Annotated in this window: 13 protein-coding genes, 2 pseudogenes and 1 riboswitch; of the genes and pseudogenes, 12 read left to right on the top strand and 3 right to left on the bottom strand. The window is 40.1% G+C overall.

Annotated elements, in window-relative coordinates; all coding sequences use genetic code 11:
- Positions 1-426 precede the first annotated feature (426 nt).
- Positions 427-633, bottom strand: coding sequence for a hypothetical protein (locus Xenpb_RS02565; RefSeq protein WP_187653094.1), 207 nt, complete (start codon positions 631-633; stop codon positions 427-429).
- A 177-nt stretch (positions 634-810) separates the two neighbouring features.
- On the opposite strand from Xenpb_RS02565, the pseudogene Xenpb_RS02560 reads away from it, so the two are divergent.
- Both Xenpb_RS02560 and uvrB read left to right on the top strand, forming a co-directional pair.
- Positions 811-1,747: pseudogene (locus tag Xenpb_RS02560) on the top strand (tyrosine-type recombinase/integrase).
- A gap of 34 nt (positions 1,748-1,781) precedes the next feature.
- A complete protein-coding gene (gene uvrB / locus Xenpb_RS02555) occupies positions 1,782-3,800 on the top strand; it encodes an excinuclease ABC subunit UvrB (protein ID WP_187652960.1) in 2,019 nt (672 codons plus the stop codon).
- A gap of 102 nt (positions 3,801-3,902) precedes the next feature.
- On the opposite strand, the gene yvcK is transcribed toward uvrB, so the two are convergent.
- The gene (gene yvcK / locus Xenpb_RS02550) at positions 3,903-4,811 is read right to left on the bottom strand and encodes a uridine diphosphate-N-acetylglucosamine-binding protein YvcK (protein ID WP_187652959.1); all 909 of its coding nucleotides are present in this window, start codon (positions 4,809-4,811) and stop codon (positions 3,903-3,905) included.
- Positions 4,812-5,093: 282 nt separating this feature from the next.
- Positions 5,094-5,250, top strand: a riboswitch (molybdenum cofactor riboswitch).
- On the opposite strand from yvcK, the gene moaA reads away from it, so the two are divergent.
- The 10 genes and pseudogenes from moaA to Xenpb_RS02500 all read left to right on the top strand — a co-directional run bounded on the left by moaA (position 5,240) and on the right by Xenpb_RS02500 (position 12,854).
- Positions 5,240-6,220, top strand: a complete 981-nt coding sequence (moaA, locus tag Xenpb_RS02545; protein WP_187652958.1) for a GTP 3',8-cyclase MoaA — start codon at positions 5,240-5,242, stop codon at positions 6,218-6,220. Its footprint overlaps the riboswitch before it by 11 nt.
- 34 nt (positions 6,221-6,254) lie before the next feature.
- A complete protein-coding gene (gene moaC, locus Xenpb_RS02540; RefSeq protein WP_187652957.1) occupies positions 6,255-6,734 on the top strand; it encodes a cyclic pyranopterin monophosphate synthase MoaC in 480 nt (159 codons plus the stop codon).
- The gene (moaD, locus tag Xenpb_RS02535) at positions 6,731-6,976 is read left to right on the top strand and encodes a molybdopterin synthase sulfur carrier subunit (protein WP_187652956.1); all 246 of its coding nucleotides are present in this window, start codon (positions 6,731-6,733) and stop codon (positions 6,974-6,976) included. The genes moaC and moaD overlap by 4 nt, the downstream gene beginning before the upstream one ends.
- A gap of 2 nt (positions 6,977-6,978) precedes the next feature.
- Positions 6,979-7,434, top strand: a complete 456-nt coding sequence (gene moaE / locus Xenpb_RS02530; protein WP_187652955.1) for a molybdopterin synthase catalytic subunit MoaE — start codon at positions 6,979-6,981, stop codon at positions 7,432-7,434.
- Positions 7,435-7,656: 222 nt separating this feature from the next.
- Complete coding sequence (locus Xenpb_RS02525; RefSeq protein WP_187652954.1) at positions 7,657-8,367, top strand: Bax inhibitor-1/YccA family protein; 711 nt, start codon at positions 7,657-7,659, stop codon at positions 8,365-8,367.
- Between the two features lie 908 nt (positions 8,368-9,275).
- Positions 9,276-9,908 (top strand): alanyl-tRNA editing protein, encoded by a 633-nt coding sequence (locus tag Xenpb_RS02520; RefSeq protein ID WP_187652953.1) that lies wholly within the window; start codon positions 9,276-9,278, stop codon positions 9,906-9,908.
- A 229-nt stretch (positions 9,909-10,137) separates the two neighbouring features.
- Positions 10,138-10,776: a LysE family translocator gene (locus Xenpb_RS02515; protein WP_187652952.1), complete on the top strand. Its 639-nt coding sequence runs from the start codon at positions 10,138-10,140 to the stop codon at positions 10,774-10,776.
- Between the two features lie 16 nt (positions 10,777-10,792).
- Positions 10,793-10,909, top strand: a pseudogene (locus Xenpb_RS02510) (IS200/IS605 family transposase); the annotation flags it as partial.
- Positions 10,910-11,300: 391 nt separating this feature from the next.
- Complete coding sequence (locus Xenpb_RS02505; RefSeq protein ID WP_187652951.1) at positions 11,301-11,633, top strand: hypothetical protein; 333 nt, start codon at positions 11,301-11,303, stop codon at positions 11,631-11,633.
- 12 nt (positions 11,634-11,645) lie between these two features.
- The gene (locus Xenpb_RS02500; RefSeq protein ID WP_187652950.1) at positions 11,646-12,854 is read left to right on the top strand and encodes an MFS transporter; all 1,209 of its coding nucleotides are present in this window, start codon (positions 11,646-11,648) and stop codon (positions 12,852-12,854) included.
- Between the two features lie 96 nt (positions 12,855-12,950).
- On the opposite strand, the gene Xenpb_RS02495 is transcribed toward Xenpb_RS02500, so the two are convergent.
- Positions 12,951-14,057 (bottom strand): ABC transporter permease, encoded by a 1,107-nt coding sequence (locus Xenpb_RS02495; RefSeq protein ID WP_187652949.1) that lies wholly within the window; start codon positions 14,055-14,057, stop codon positions 12,951-12,953.
- Position 14,058: the final 1 nt, after the last annotated feature.

The raw sequence follows: 14,058 nt of genomic DNA, 5'->3' as shown, positions 1-14,058 counted from the left end.
ATCTCAACAATGATTGCATTATTTTTGAACAAAAAATAGCGCAACTCAATTCTAAAATAGAATAAAAATTTCCCATTATTGGAGAATTTTATAAACAAGGGTAACTCCGCAACCTCCCATGCCCAATAGGGTTTGCTGAGTTATCCACTATTCCTGTGGATAACCCTGTGTATTAGTTTTAGACAAGTAAGCTGACGCAAGATAATACGCGGCTTGCGCAAGATTTGCTGTTATTCTCTCCTTGATTTTTTTTGTTAGAAAGATCAACTCATTAAATAAAAGCAATCCATTTTTACCTTCCTTTGCCATTCGGTGCTTTATCATTTCAGTAGCTAATACAAAAATATAAAAAAGCAAGATCATTATCTGGGGATAAAAATAGGCACTACTAATGTTAAACAAAGGTTAATATCACCCTACGGTAAGTTATGGTTTCTCGCTACTGCAACTCTTTAGCCGCTCAGTGATGTTCACCGAATCAATCTTTTGATTCAGGTCGATTTTTAACTGATTTTCAAGGGTTTTTAAATTTTGGTCGCTCAATGCGCCTTTACTGCGCAAATCAGTAATATTCCCATCACCATCAATCTGCGCCACCGCAAACACATAATGCGGATAACCTGCCGCATCCACGTAGTTTTTAGCACAAAAAGAAAAAATCCTGAATTCGTAATATAAACTAAAAAATAGCGTTGCTTTTTACCGATAAGGTAAAAAGGGCAACGCCAATAAAATGAATACGAACAAGTTTATCCTCCTGAGCTAAAGCACAATATCTTACTTTTCTAATATCTAATAAATGAAATAAACATGAGCATCAAGAAACAATCTAATGGCAAATGGCTAGTTGAGCTTTATCCTAATGGCAGGAACGGACGCAGAATCCGTAAACAGTTCGCTACCAAAGGTGAAGCAATTGCCTACGAACGCCATGTATTAGATGAAACGGTAGACAAGCCTTGGCTTGGAGAAAAGCAAGATAAACGTCTTCTTTCTGAACTAGTTAATATCTGGTATCGAGCACATAACATAACCCTAAGCGATGGCGAACACCGTAAAAAAAGAATGCTCTTTGCTTGTAAAGAAATGGATCATCCGTTTGTAACCGAATTTGATAATAAGCTGTTTTCTATTTATCGAGAAAAAAGGTTAAATGGGTATGCGGACAGGTTAAAACCTGTAGCACCTAGTACCGTCAATAATGAATTGGCATATTTCCGTGCTATGTTTAATGAATTGCATAGGCTTGGAGAATGGAAAGCAGAGAATCCATTAAAAAACATCAGAGCGTTCAACACGGGTGAAAAGGAAATGGCTTTTTTATCAAATCAACAAATTATTACCCTACTAAATTTTTGTGCTAAAAGCCGAGCAAAAGATTTGCTTACGCACAGTTCCGATAACTAAAGAGCTGTATGATGAGATACCGAAGAGAAAAGGGAAGTTATTTAGCTCTTGCTACAATGCTTTTCGTACAGCCGTTAAGCAAGCTGGTATAGAGTTACCATCTCACCAATCGTCCCATGTGATGCGCCACACATTCACATCACATTTTATGATGAGCGGAGGCAATATCATTGTCTTGCAGAGAATACTGGGACATACCGATATCAAGATGACAATGAGATATGCCCATTTTGCACCTGACCACCTGAATGATGCCTTGATATACAACCCGTTATCGCAGTTGCAAAATGGCGGCAAAGGACTTAATCCTCAATACTCATCAGCACTTATCGTTTCATAATGTATTGATAAACAATTAATTGGTTAATTTCTTTATGACAAATAAAGTATTCAAGTTACATTCTGTTTTCAGACCTGGAGGTGATCAGCCTTCGGCTATCAACCAATTACAGGAAGGGCTGGAAGATGGTTTAGCCCATCAGACACTGCTGGGGGTAACAGGCTCAGGTAAAACGTTCACGGTAGCCAATGTTATCGCAAACTTGAATCGGCCAACCATGATCCTCGCACCCAATAAGACACTGGCCGCGCAGCTTTATAGCGAAATGAAAGAGTTTTTCCCTGAGAATGCAGTGGAATATTTTGTTTCCTATTATGATTACTATCAGCCGGAAGCTTATGTGCCAAGCTCTGATACCTTTATCGAAAAAGATGCGTCGGTAAATGAACATATCGAGCAGATGCGTCTATCGGCAACAAAAGCCTTACTGGAACGTCGTGATGTCGTTGTAGTGGCTTCCGTCTCCGCAATTTATGGTCTGGGTGATCCTGATAGTTATCTGAAAATGATGCTTCACTTAACTAATGGCATGCTGATTGACCAGCGAGCGATTTTACGCCGTTTGGCAGAGTTGCAATATACCCGCAATGATCAGGCGTTCCAGCGTGGGACATTCCGTGTACGTGGTGAGGTGATTGATATTTTCCCCGCAGAATCGGACGAACATGCGTTGCGTGTTGAATTGTTCGATGATGAAGTCGAACGCCTTTCCCTGTTTGATCCGTTGACAGGTCAGGTTCAGTACAATGTGCCGCGTTATACCATCTACCCTAAAACACACTATGTGACACCGCGTGAACGTATCCTTCAGGCAATGGAAGAAATCAAGATTGAGTTGGATCAACGGCGTAAAATGTTGCTGGAATCAGGTAACCTATTGGAAGAGCAACGTATCACTCAGCGAACACAATTCGATCTCGAAATGATGAATGAGTTGGGATATTGCTCCGGCATTGAAAACTATTCTCGTTATCTGTCTGGTCGTTCCGCAGGCGAACCTCCTCCAACATTATTCGACTACCTTCCGGCTGATGGTTTGCTGGTGGTGGATGAATCTCACGTAACTATTCCACAGATTGGCGGCATGTACCGCGGGGATCGTTCCCGCAAGGAAACACTGGTGGAATATGGTTTTCGCTTGCCATCAGCGTTGGATAACCGTCCATTACGGTTTGAAGAATTTGAAGCGCTGGCACCACAGACCATTTATGTTTCCGCAACCCCCGGTCGTTATGAATTGGAAAAATCGGGCAACGAAGTGGTTGAACAGGTTGTACGTCCGACCGGGCTGATTGATCCTGAAGTTGAAGTTCGCCCTGTATCGACTCAAGTGGATGACTTATTGTCAGAAATACGTATCCGGGCAGTGAAGAATGAGCGGGTGCTGGTAACCACACTCACCAAGCGAATGGCGGAAGATTTAACTGAATATTTAGAAGAGCATGGTGAACGAGTCCGTTATCTCCATTCCGACATTGATACAGTCGAACGTGTGGAGATTATCCGTGATCTTCGTTTAGGCGAATTTGATGTCTTGGTTGGTATTAACTTGCTTCGGGAAGGTTTGGATATGCCAGAAGTTTCTCTCGTGGCGATTTTAGATGCTGATAAAGAAGGTTTCCTGCGTTCAGAGCGATCCCTGATCCAGACTATTGGCCGAGCAGCACGTAACCTGCATGGTAAGGCGATTTTATACGGTGACAAAATCACAGACTCTATGGCGAAAGCGATTGAGGAAACAGAACGCCGTCGTGCCAAACAACAGGCATTTAATGAAGAACACGGTATCGTGCCGAAAGGGCTGAACAAAAAAGTCGGTGACATTCTGCAAATTGGTCAGCCAGCCCACGGTAAAGGAAAAACCAAAGGAAAAGGTAAAATTGCTTTGGGCGCGGATGATTACCATAAACTGTCGGCGAAAGAGTTGGAAAGCAAAATCCGTGAACTGGAAGATAAAATGTATCAACATGCGCGGGATTTGGAATTTGAACAGGCGGCCAATATTCGTGATCAGGTACAGACATTGAGGGCGCAATTTATTGCTAATTCCTGAACGTAATGCCTGAGTAGCATATTTGTAGTACCTGAATTGGCGGTAACTACGACGAAATAAGTAGCTTATGGAGAGCGAATAATATCGCTCTCCAACTGCCTGTTAACCCAATCTTTGCAAGGTGTGCTCGATTGCTTGTCGTAATAACTCGCGATCATGACGGTAGGGAATATCCTGCGCTTCCAAAACTTGCTGCGTTACAATCCGGTCGCTGAAGGAGCTGATATCAGTACGAGGGCCGACAATAAGCGCATTAATCATTTTACGGCCAATTCTGTTTTCCATGATTTCAAGCTTATTTTTTAACGATAATTCGGCTGCTGCATGGCTGAGTTCTCTTCCCAAATTACCGATATAGATCATGTTTGCATTACTGCGGCGCAGGGATTGGGTTAAATCATCCAATAATAGCAACGGCATCAGGCTGGTTAAAAAACTACCGGGACCAATCAAAATCAAATCTGCTTGTTCAATGGCATCCAGCGCTTCTTTAGTCGCGCTAACCCGGGGATAGAGTAAAAGCTCTTGCGGCACACAATTGAGTTGATCGATATTCACTTCACCATATACGGTATTGCCTTGATCATCTATCGCCATTAAATCAACCGATTGTTCAGACATAGGGATCAGATGAGCATTGACTTTCAGTAGACCGCGGATCAGGTTAATCGCTTCAAGAGGGCGGACACTTAAATGATCCAGCGCCTTTAGCATCAAATTACCCAGATTATGACCAGCCAGTTCACCATTGCCGCTGAAGCGATACTCAAACATAGCGGAAGCAATCGTCGGCTCCGTGATTAACTGATTGAGGCAATTGCGCATATCTCCCCATGCTATTCCTCCTTCTGAGCGGCGTATTCTGCCGGTTGACCCTCCGTTATCGGTTGTGGTGACAATACCGGTCAGGCGGGTTCCGAGAGAAGAAAGAGAAGACATAACGCGTCCAAGTCCATGGCCGCCGCCAAGGGCGACAACGCGATCCAAATCAGCTAATGTGCGATTTCGCATAGAGTTCCTGTTACTGGCTAAACGTAGAGGGCTTTAATAAATCTCATATAATTTATCATAAAATATAATGCCTTCAGCAATTGCTGTGGTTTTGTGCGATTTTTTTGACTGATATTTTTTGGGAACGCGTAGAAATACAACAGAAACTTGATGTTATGGGTTTTATCTAACTCGTTGTATAGTAAGGTATATATCGAGGTATGGATTGGCTTTTTGTTATCTTAAGCGTTAGAATCCTCAACGAGCATATTGTTACTTACCTAATTTTTCACATAAATTTTTAACTGATATTAACTCCTAGCCTCTGTGTCTAAGTCGTTGTCCTATCAAATGGATATCACATTGATATGATGCTCTGGCCGTGGCTCCTGAGTCACCAAGATGCAAGGTAGAAATGCCCGCATCTCCCGTACTTGGAAGGTGTTATTGTGGAACAACTTATAGATGTATTCTCGCGCAAATTTTATTATTTGAGATTATCTATTACGGATGTGTGTAATTTCCGTTGCACATATTGCTTGCCTGATGGATATCGGCCGCATGGTCATAAATCATTTCTTTCCCTAGCGGAAATTCGTCGCGTCAGCCGCGCATTCGCTGAACTTGGTACAGAAAAAATCCGCCTGACCGGGGGAGAACCAACGATGAGGCGTGATTTTTGCGATATTATCGCGACCGTTCATGAAAACCCACAAATCAAAAAAATTGCTGTTACAACCAATGGTTACCGAATGGAGCGCGACGTATCCCAATGGAAAAAGGCAGGGTTGACAGCGATTAACGTTAGCGTTGATAGCCTCGATCCTCGTCAATTTCATGCCATTACTGGTCAGGATAAATTTTTTCAGGTGATGCGTGGCATTGATGCAGCTTTTGAAGCAGGGTTTAACACAGTGAAAGTCAACGCGGTGTTGATGAAGAATGTCAATGATACCAACCTGCCTGCTTTTTTAGACTGGATTAGACATCGTCCGATCCAATTACGATTTATTGAATTGATGGAGACAGGGGAAGGTAGCGACATTTTTCATCGCCATCACCTTTCTGGCAACGTTATTCGCAGCCAACTACTGCAACAAGGCTGGCAACAACAACAACGAGAGCGCAGTGACGGGCCGGCTCAAGTTTTTCACCATCCCGATTATCAGGGTGAAATTGGCCTTATCATGCCCTATGAAAAAGATTTTTGCCTAAGTTGCAATCGGTTAAGGGTATCTGCGATGGGTAATCTTCACTTATGTTTATTTGGGGAGCAAGGCATTCCGTTGCGTGATTTATTGTCTGATGATCTATCACTTGATGCTCTGAAACTACGAATTCAGGGTGGTTTGCGCCATAAACGCGAGACTCACTTTCTTCATCAGGGAGACAGCGGCATCACTCCCAACCTCTCTTTTATTGGTGGTTAACTTAACTGCAAAATTCATTTTTCAGGAGTAAAGAATGTCCCAACTAACCCATATCAATACTGCGGGTGAAGCTCATATGGTAGATATTTCCGCCAAATCGGAAACAGTTCGTGAGGCGCGCGCAGAAGCATTCGTTGAAATGCGGTCTGAAACATTGGCCATGATTGTTGCCGGTGATCATCATAAAGGAGATGTGTTTGCCACGGCCCGTATTGCAGGCATTCAGGCTGCCAAACGAACTTGGGAATTAATCCCGCTTTGCCATCCACTGTTGCTGAGTAAAGTGGAAGTCCAATTGGAAGCACAAACTGAGCACAATCGTGTCAGGATCGAATCTTGTTGCCGTTTGACCGGAAAAACAGGCGTGGAGATGGAAGCACTGACAGCGGCATCCGTGGCTGCCTTGACGATTTATGACATGTGCAAAGCGGTGCAAAAAGATATGGTTATCGGGCCGGTGCGTTTGCTGGAAAAACGCGGTGGTAAATCAGGCAGTTTTAAGGTGGAAGCATGATAAAAGTACTCTTTTTCGCTCAAGTTCGTGAGTTGATGGGAACAGATTCACTTGAATTACCGAATGACTATCCAACTGTAGCGCATCTTCGTCAGGCACTGATTGAAAAAGGCGAGAGATGGGCGTTGGCATTGGAGGAAGGTAAACTGCTGGCTGCCGTCAATCAATCATTTGTTCATGCTGAACACCCTTTGCATGATGGCGATGAGGTGGCTTTCTTCCCACCTGTCACGGGAGGTTGAGAATGGAAAACCTCCGCATCAGTGTCCAACGGGAGATATTTAATGTTGGTGATGAATACCGATGGCTCTCGCAGTGTGATGAAGATGGTGCTGTTGTGACCTTTACGGGGAAAGTTCGCAACCATAATCTGGGCGATAATGTGAAGACACTGACGCTGGAACATTATCCGGGTATGACAGAAAAGATGTTGCGGGTTATTGCGGATGAAGCTCGTCAACGTTGGTCACTGCAACGTATCAGTATTATTCATCGTGTTGGTGAGTTGTACCCGGGAGATGAAATTGTATTTGTTGGTGTTACCAGTTCTCACCGTAGTATGGCCTTTACTGCGGCTGAATTCATCATGGACTATCTGAAAACCAAGGCACCTTTCTGGAAAAAAGAGTCTCTTACCAAAGGTGAGCGTTGGGTAGAAACAAGAAAGAGTGATGGAGATGCAGCAAATCGTTGGGTGTAACTCTTTGACAAAAATCACTTTTAACAACGCATTGAAACAGTGGTTAGTCGCTTATCCTGTGAGTTATCTTGAAAACTGGGTAGATAAATAATATGTCACTGAAATTGCCATTAATTGGCGGATGGTTTTATCAATGTACTATGCTAATGTATAAGTTTTGAGTAGATTGTTTATTTTTAAACATTCTTAATCCCTAAACATTGTCATGAAAAGGTAATCGTCATGGACCGATATCAACGTTCTAATGGTTCGATTGTCCAGAAAACTGGTTCTGGTATACAAACTTACATGGCACAAGTCTACGGTTGGATGACTTGTGGCCTGTTGTTAACTGCATTTGTCGCATGGTATGTAGCAAATACACCTGAAATTTTATCTGCCATCTTCAGTAACTCCATTGTTTTCTATGGCTTAATCATTGCACAGCTTGGATTGGTGTTTGTGCTGTCTGGTTTGGTACATAAAATGAGTGGGGCGTTGGCGACAGGGCTGTTCATGCTGTATTCCATGCTGACGGGACTCACGCTCTCCAGTATATTTGTGGTTTATACCAGTAGCTCTATTGCCAGCACATTCGTGGTTTCAGCGGGTATGTTTGGTGCGTTGAGTGTGTATGGTTATACCACCAAGCGTAGCTTGAGCGGTTTGGGTAGCTTCCTGTTTATGGGGTTGATTGGCATCATTCTGGCTTCTCTGCTAAACATCTGGCTGAAAAGCTCGGCACTGATGTGGGCAATCACTTATATCGGTGTTGTTATTTTTGCGGGTCTGACCGCATATGACACCCAGAAACTGAAAGAAATGGGTGAACAAATCGATGTTAATGATAAAGAGAATATGCGCAAATATTCTATCACTGGCGCACTGACTCTGTATCTGGATTTCATTAACTTGTTCCTGATGTTGCTGCGTATTTTGGGTGATCGCCGGTAGTTACTGATATATAAATTATTTTTTAAGATAAAAACCCTGCTTTGGCAGGGTTTTTGTATTAAAAATATGGAAATGACATATGTTATCACTCTTTTTAAAACGGATAACTGTTTATTAGCCAAACTCCATTTTGACATTTTCTTTTTCCATTGGAAGGGATATTCATATGAGCGACAGGCTATATTTGCCCAAGGATCGCATATCCATACTTCTGAATCTTCCTTTTCGTCAAGTAATTGGTTTATTGGATAATTATAACTAAATATGAATGCGACAAAAATGTGACCAAAGGTAGTGGGAGAAGAATTAATGCTTACAAGATCAATACTAAATGGTTTTTTATATAACTGCCAGATAATCTTGGAGTTTTCTACTAAATATTCTAGAGCTATATATGAAAACTGATCACAGTTATCAGCCTTATTATTACCTTGTACTATAATTGAAGGAAATAACATTTTCCTATCTATACATTGAATTTAGGTATATTGATAGTTTGATTTTAATTAACTCTTTGTCTTAATTGAAAATTGTAATGGTTTTCTCAAGTTGGATTTAGTATTTTCAACTCTTATGTGTACTTCATTTTGTAGGGTTTTACATTAAAATAACTTGATTTATTTATAATGTTTATAATATATTCCTTTTCTATATTTATTAAATTTAATGAGTTACGCGAATATAATTTATTTATTCAATTAATACACTGATTATTTTTAGCTATATCTATTAGTGTACGTAAGTACTAATTCATCTTAGTTAAAGTTTTCATGTTCATGGCGGTTTTTTATTTCTAGTAAAAATATCTAATTACCTTTTGTTAGAAGTGAATGTCAATTTTTTAAATACTTAGTCTTATTAGTTTTATTAAATAAAACTAGGTTGCTGATAATAACGTAGGATGATATATGGCAGAGCGTATTTATTTATCCAGTCAGTCTTTAGTCGCTGATATTGAAGTCATTGATTGTATTCCCCGTGATGATGAACGTTATTCTATTCGATTGGGATCTACGATATTTCATCCTCAGGGAGGTGGACAGCCTAGTGATATTGGTTGGCTCAATGATGTAGAAGTAGTTCATGTCTTAGAAGAAAATGGTGAGATTATCCATCTGACTACAAAACCTGTGCCATTAGGAAACGTTTTTGCCCGCATTGATGGTGAGCGTCGTCAATTACATTCTCGCTTACATTCTGCTGGGCATCTTATTGGTCATGTTGGTGAGCTTGCTATGTGGCGTCCAATTAAAGCTCATCATTGGCCGGGTGAGAGTAAAGTGGTATTCAAACCAGAAGCAGGTGCTAAAAATGTGTCGGTAGAGGACATCCAAATAAGTTGTGAATACTACGTTATGCAGGATTTATCCTGCAATATCACACTACGGGATGATGGGTTTCGGGAAGTCAGTTTTGGTCATTTTACGCCTTACCCTTGTGGGGGAACTCACGTGGCATCTCTGGGGCAACTGAAGGGTATTAAAATACAAGAAGTGCAGATCAAGAAGAGTCATTTAACGGTTTATTACGATATTGCCTGATCGTTTCTGGAGCCAGGCGGATAACAATATTTTTCTGATAATTATGGTATTGAACCTTCTTTGCTTGGCAAGCCAACACTGGAAATTCAGCCAGAAATCGGTGAGTTGTTGCTCTTTAATTCCAGATGTATGCACTCTGTGAGTGCTGGTTCAGACGATTTGCGTTTAAGTTTGTCATGCTTTATTGGTTATCGCGGTTCAGCGAATCCGCTGTCATTTTGGAGTTAACATGTTACATCACTATTGGAGTGAATTTTTAGGATTAGCAATAATTCATTTTTTGGCGGTAGTGGCACCAGGCCCAGATTTTGCGGTTACTATACGGCAGAGTGTACGGTTTGGTCGTTGGGCTGGGATATGTACGGCAGTAGGTATAGGGGCTGGAATATCGGTTCATGTTATTTATACATTGGTAGGTATTAGTGCACTGATGCATACCACTCCGTGGTTGATGGAGCTGGCAAAATTAGTAGGAGGAATTTACATCATCTGGCTTGGCATCAATTTTATTAGGAGTAAACCTGCCGATCCTACTGCTTTAGAAGCTGAGGGAGGCGGGCAGGTTCTGCAAAGTAAATGGAAAGCATTTCTGATGGGATTCATGACAAACGCGACTAATCCCAAGGCCACTTTGTTCTTTTTGGCTGTCTTTACAACTGTGGTAAGTAGTAATACGCCGATATCGGTACAAATCATTTATGGAGTATGGATGTGTATGGTCAATGCTACATGGTTTGTATTGGTCAGTATAATTTTTTCCAATTTTATGATTAGACAAAAATTTATACAAAAGGGCTATTGGTTCGAACGAGTTATGGGATTAGTCTTGATCGGGTTTGCTATCAGACTATTGTTTATGTCTGTATAAGTTTTCATTGATAAGGTATTTTGTGGACTCATTAGGTGCGAATGAAGATATAATTAGGCGATATGTGAGATATCAGGACAAGGTAGCCAAAGAGGAAGAAAGAAGACAAATACAACTGAGGCTAGAAAAATAGTGTTAAGCCCCCTGCCCCCTGCATAGCAGGTGGCTTTTTACAATATATTGAACAAATTAATAAGTTGAAAATTGAATATGAGTAACGGCTATATTTGATAATTCACTATTACCTCATAAGAAGAAATATTTTTCTCTGCTTGTTTCGTTGATATTGCTAATTTATATATTAATTTAATTTTTATCCTGATGAGTTATATAGAGGTTAAAATAATCATTTATTAAAAAAATGAAATTCGTTTACTTGTTGTTTATTGAAATTTTGATTTTGTTTTTTATATTTAAATGGACCATTTTAGCTGGCCGTATTGCATTAGGTTTTATCTTGGAATGGGGAATTTACTCATATATCACCGCTCTGGACAATAACAAAAAAAGAGTTAACACTCTATTTGAAATTTGTTGCACCAGAAAGGCATTCAAAACAGGGATCTCCTACTGATTATGATCGTGGTGATCATAATAGAGATATTAATTATTTTATCGCAGATCTCCTTTCAGGCGTATGGCCCGGATTGGGTTTTAATTTTTTCGAGTCTCTTGAACGATTGAATAAAAATTATGCTATAGCCAGACCTAAATATGAGGTTTGTAATAATTGTGGAATCACATATACACATGCCTACGGTGATGATACAGATAATAGAAAATACAAACATGTTTGTAGTCACTGTTCTTACTTAATGGAAGTAGGAGAAATTTCATTGGTAAGAAAAGTTAACTAACAAGAGAAAAAAATGAAAAACAAAAACAAGTTACTAACTTCTGATGTTATATCAATGTTTGGTTCTGGGGTAAGTGAAGTGGCGTTATTAACATTGGCTTTCAATATAACTCACTCCGCTTCTTATACCTCCTTGCTTATATCAATAAGATTGCTTGGCAGCTTACTTGTTTTTTTTCTTACTGGTTATTTGATAAAATATTTTAATATGAAATGGATTTGTATTTTTTCAGATTCTATCAGAGCTTTTATAATATTGTTAGCTATCATTGTGAGTGATATTTACAGCATTTTTATTATCGCCCTTTTTATTTCATTCTTTTCTGGATTAAATATAGCAGTAAGGAGCGTAGCTTATCAAAAATTTGTTGGGTCTGATGAAAGAATAAAATTTATATCTAAGCAACAATCATTGTATAGTTTGTTGACTTTATTTTCTCCCCTTTTTGCAGCTCTATTGATTAAATTTGTTTCTTTAAATCAGGTTTTTGTTGTTGAATCAATATGTTTTCTTATTTCTACTCTGACTATTTTCAGCGTCTCAGAATGGAGAGAAGAAAAAAACTCAAAAAATAACGATCAAAGGTTTATTGGATTAAAATATCTTTTAAAAGAACCCGTGCAGAGGCATATTCTTTTTTTTAGGATAAGTATTTTAACATCAATGACTTCTTACCAAATTAACTCTACATATATTATAACAATGGACTACTCTAAAATGACAGGCTTTGTGGGATTATCTTTTATAGTCAGTTATTCCGATGTGTTGGCCTTTTTCTCATTTATCTCTGCATTGTCTTTGTTATTTGGGAATTTTATTGCAGGGCGTTTTTTTAGTTTGGAGAAAATCAGACTTTCTTTTTTTCTGGGGGCTTTTTTTGTTTCTTTAGGGTGTGTTTTTTGGTCTTATCCGTATCATGATTTTCAATTGCTACATTATAGTATAGGGAGCTTTATATTATTTGTTGGATTATCTTTTCTCAGAATATCTCTTTATGCTTCGGGCCAAGAGTTGACTCCATCTGAGTATTTGGCTGAGATTATTGCTGCATCAGATGTTATATCGCGTAGTTATCAATCTTTATTAGGCGTAGTTATTTTATCTTTAATACCTATATTGACAGTAAACAATATCTTATCTTTTTTAGCTTTTTCAGCAATGGGATCATTACTTATCACAGGAAAAATAAGTCAGAAAGTTCAGGAAAAACACAATAGCTAAAGAATGTTAGCTCTTAGATTAGGAGAGTAAGGGAGAAACTGAGGAAAGAGAACACCATTTATCCATATCCTGCTCTCTTTCCTATTTGCATTTTTATCAAGCAATCTTACTGCGGAACAGCCGATAAGCGATCCCCCCAGTCGTTGCAGTAATCACCAACAAAGGCCATAAATTCGGCCAAATGACGGATAAATCTGCCCCTTTTAAATAAATCTGTTTGGTAATATCAGTAAAATGCCGGATGGGATTAATCCATGTTATGTCTTGTAACCAGACGGGCATGTTCTCGACTGGGGAAATGTACCCGGAAAGTAAAATCGCCGGCATCATAAACACAAACACGCCGATAAATGCCTGTTGTTGGGTGGAGCAAACCGCAGAAATCAGCAACCCGAAACCAACCAGAGATAATCCATAAATCAACATACAGCCATAAAATAGCGCTAATGAACCAGCGAAGGGAATTTGATAACACAGAATCCCAATCAGCAAAACAATGGTTGCCTGCATAGTGGCGACGACCAGTGCCGGAATGGCTTTGCCAAGGAAAATTTGCCATGTCGCTAATGGAGAAACCAGCAATTGATCCAGCGTTCCCTGTTCCCGCTCACGGGCGACAGACAAAGCCGTGACGATCAGAACGCCAATCGTAGTAATCATGGCAACCAGCGATGGCACGACAAACCACTTATAATCCAAATTGGCGTTATACCAGTTACGGATGATTAGCTCACTGTTATTGAAACCAGGGGCATTCCCCAATAACTGTTTCTGATAATCCATCACAATTTGCTGGATATAGTTAGCGGCAATCTGGGCACTATTTGAATTACGCCCATCCAGCAAAACTTGAATTGATGTCGGATTATGAGTGGCAATATTGGCACTGAAGTTCTGAGGAAAACGCACCAATAGCAGTGCCTTGCGGTTATCCAGTGTAGGACGGATTTCTTGCGAACTGGTCAGCAAAATAACATCAGGAAATGCTTTCGATTTTGCCAGCCGTTGGGTTAACTCAATCGAAGCCTGCCCTTTGTCTTCATTATAAATAGCAATAGTGGCATTTTTGACTTCCAGCGTTGCTGCCCATGGAAATAAGATCATTTGCAGAATTACGGGCAAAATCAAAATACTCCGTGTTTGCGGCTCTCTCAGAAGAGACTGCAACTCTTTCATGATTAGCGTATACAAGCGATGAAACATG

This window comes from Xenorhabdus sp. PB62.4 (assembly GCF_014467285.1).
Lineage (GTDB): Bacteria > Pseudomonadota > Gammaproteobacteria > Enterobacterales > Enterobacteriaceae > Xenorhabdus.
This window is presented reverse-complemented; position numbering and strand designations above follow the sequence as displayed.

Bases quoted from the DNA above. Each gene is read 5' to 3' on its own strand.
- uvrB (WP_187652960.1), top strand. From the start codon at position 1,782: ATGACAAATAAAGTATTCAAGTTACATTCTGTTTTCAGACCTGGAGGT.
- yvcK (WP_187652959.1), bottom strand. From the start codon at position 4,811: ATGCGAAATCGCACATTAGCTGATTTGGATCGCGTTGTCGCCCTTGGC.
- moaC (WP_187652957.1), top strand. From the start codon at position 6,255: ATGTCCCAACTAACCCATATCAATACTGCGGGTGAAGCTCATATGGTA.
- moaD (WP_187652956.1), top strand. From the start codon at position 6,731: ATGATAAAAGTACTCTTTTTCGCTCAAGTTCGTGAGTTGATGGGAACA.
- moaE (WP_187652955.1), top strand. From the start codon at position 6,979: ATGGAAAACCTCCGCATCAGTGTCCAACGGGAGATATTTAATGTTGGT.
- Xenpb_RS02525 (WP_187652954.1), top strand. From the start codon at position 7,657: ATGGACCGATATCAACGTTCTAATGGTTCGATTGTCCAGAAAACTGGT.
- Xenpb_RS02520 (WP_187652953.1), top strand. From the start codon at position 9,276: ATGGCAGAGCGTATTTATTTATCCAGTCAGTCTTTAGTCGCTGATATT.
- Xenpb_RS02515 (WP_187652952.1), top strand. From the start codon at position 10,138: ATGTTACATCACTATTGGAGTGAATTTTTAGGATTAGCAATAATTCAT.
- Xenpb_RS02500 (WP_187652950.1), top strand. From the start codon at position 11,646: ATGAAAAACAAAAACAAGTTACTAACTTCTGATGTTATATCAATGTTT.
- Xenpb_RS02495 (WP_187652949.1), bottom strand. From the start codon at position 14,057: ATGTTTCATCGCTTGTATACGCTAATCATGAAAGAGTTGCAGTCTCTT.